Here is a 2,169-nt window from a genome sequence, read left to right on the forward strand (position 1 = left end):
CGCACAGAAAGATAATCTGGTTGCTTACGTTCCGCAATCGGAAGAAGTAGACTGGAATTTTCCTGTTAATGTCGCTGATGTGGTGATGATGGGACGATATGGGTATATGAATTTATTACGGATGCCTAGCTCGATCGATAAGCAAATAGTTAAAGAAAGTTTAGAACGAGTTAAAATGTGGGATCTTCGCGATCGACAAATTGGCGAGTTATCTGGCGGACAGAAAAAACGGACATTCTTCGCGCGGGCACTCGCCCAACAAGCGCAGGTTTTACTATTAGACGAACCTTTCGCTGGTGTCGATGTTAAAACCGAGAAAATGATTATCGACTTGCTGATGCAGTTGCGAGAAATCGGAGATACAATCTTAATTTCTACTCACGATCTGAGTTCGATTAAAACATTCTGCGATCGAGTGGTACTGATTAATCGAAGTATCCTCGCTTATGGTAATACTGCCGATGTATTTACCCCGGAAAACATCTTTCGCGCTTTCGATAATTCAGCTAGCGATTCATCTGGTACTAGCAGTCGATTGAATTTAGTCGATCGGGAGATATAACTATGAGCTTAATCGATTGGTTTGTCGCGCCATTGCAGTATGAATTTATGGTGAAAGCCATTTTCACAAGTGCATTAGTCGGCATGGTTTGTGCGGCACTTTCTTGTTATATGACCCTCAAAGGATGGTCGCTAATGGGCGATGCTGTTTCTCATGCAGTCCTCCCCGGCGTGGCATTTGCCTACATGCTGAATATCCCTCTAGCCATCGGTGCATTCGTGTTTGGAGTCGGATCGGCGATCGCGATCGGCTTTATCAAATCGCAGACCCGAATTAAAGAAGATACGGTCATCGGGTTGGTATTTACCGGATTTTTTGCATTAGGCTTAGTGCTAATTTCTAAAGTTCGCAGCTCGATCGATCTTACGCACATTCTGTTTGGTAACGTGTTGGGAATTGCCGATGCCGATATTATTCAAACTGTAATTATTAGCGCGATTACCTTAATAACTATAGCCGTTCTACGCAAAGATCTCATGTTATTTTGCTTCGATTCGACTCACGCCAGATCGATCGGACTAAATACTACCTTTCTTTACTATGTCTTATTATCATTACTTGCTCTCACCGCCGTCGCCGCACTTCAAACCGTCGGGATTATTCTCGTCGTTGCGATGTTAGTTACACCCGGCGCGACTGCCTACATGTTGAGCGATAGATTCGACACGATGATATTAATTGCGATGGCTTCGGGGATATTTTCCAGCGTCATTGGTACGTATATTAGTTATCATATCGACGGCTCGACAGGTGGCTGTATCGTCGTTTTACAGACTCTATTATTTATCGTGGCAATGGTTTTTGCACCCAAACATGGCTTGTTAGCCAAATCGCGGAATTCTAGATCGGTTGCAGTTGTAGATGGTCAACATTTGGACAAATAATGCCACGATCGAACGTTGACAAAAAGTATCGATCGTACTATTATCTTACTAAAGCACTATCGATAAAATAGTATGGATGCAGTCATCGTTTCATCCAAGTATCAAATCGTGATTCCTAAAGAAATTAGAGAATCGATGGGAATAGTATCCGGTCAAAAAATTCAAATGATTGCCTATCGCAACCGAATCGAACTAATACCGATTAAACCGATTTCTCAAATGAGAGGCTTTCTCAAAGGGATCGATACAGAGGTGACTAGAGAAGAGGACAGAGTTTGAATATTGTTGATTCTTCCGCTTGGCTTTCCTACTTTGCAGATGATGGTAATGCCCAATACTTCGCCGAACCGATCGAACATACAGCAGCATTACTTGTCCCAAGTATCACGCTGAGTGAAGTTTTCAAAGTTATTCTCCGTCAACAGGATGAAGATGTAGCTTTAGCTGCAATCGCTCAGATGGAACAGGGACTGGTAGTTGCATTAGATAGTCATCTTGCTATTGACGCAGCCTATTATGTAATTAAGTATAAACTCCCCTTAGCAGACAGCATTATTTATGCCACTGCAATGAAGTATGATGCCATCATTTGGACTCAAGATGACGATTTTGAATTGCTAGATCGGGTGAGATATTTTCCAAAGCTAAATAAAAAATAAGAATATACAATAACAATAAACGGCGATTTGAGACTCGCTCGGAGTCTTACTGCGATAATTTAAA

4 protein-coding genes are annotated in these 2,169 nt (G+C 42.0%); all 4 read left to right on the forward strand.

Annotation, left to right across the window (positions count from 1 at the left end; all coding sequences use genetic code 11):
- A partial coding sequence (locus tag Q0R35_RS07720; protein WP_295615647.1) for a metal ABC transporter ATP-binding protein occupies positions 1 to 562 on the forward strand: 562 nt, incomplete at its 5' end.
- Between the two features lie 2 nt (positions 563 to 564).
- Positions 565 to 1,446: a metal ABC transporter permease gene (locus Q0R35_RS07725; RefSeq protein WP_295615650.1), complete on the forward strand. Its 882-nt coding sequence runs from the start codon at positions 565 to 567 to the stop codon at positions 1,444 to 1,446.
- Between the two features lie 72 nt (positions 1,447 to 1,518).
- The gene (locus tag Q0R35_RS07730) at positions 1,519 to 1,725 is read left to right on the forward strand and encodes an AbrB/MazE/SpoVT family DNA-binding domain-containing protein (protein ID WP_106311050.1); all 207 of its coding nucleotides are present in this window, start codon (positions 1,519 to 1,521) and stop codon (positions 1,723 to 1,725) included.
- Positions 1,722 to 2,105 carry a type II toxin-antitoxin system VapC family toxin gene (locus tag Q0R35_RS07735; RefSeq protein ID WP_295615653.1) on the forward strand — a complete coding sequence of 128 codons (384 nt, stop codon included), beginning with the start codon at positions 1,722 to 1,724 and terminating at the stop codon, positions 2,103 to 2,105. Before Q0R35_RS07730 ends, Q0R35_RS07735 begins: the two co-directional genes overlap by 4 nt.
- Positions 2,106 to 2,169 lie beyond the last annotated feature (64 nt).

This window comes from Chamaesiphon sp. GL140_3_metabinner_50 (genome assembly GCF_025361915.1).
GTDB lineage: Bacteria > Cyanobacteriota > Cyanobacteriia > Cyanobacteriales > Chamaesiphonaceae > Chamaesiphon.

What these genes read in the sequence shown, in the direction of transcription:
- Q0R35_RS07725 (WP_295615650.1), top strand. Translation starts at nt 565, where the DNA reads ATGAGCTTAATCGATTGGTTTGTCGCGCCATTGCAGTATGAATTTATG.
- Q0R35_RS07730 (WP_106311050.1), top strand. Translation starts at nt 1,519, where the DNA reads ATGGATGCAGTCATCGTTTCATCCAAGTATCAAATCGTGATTCCTAAA.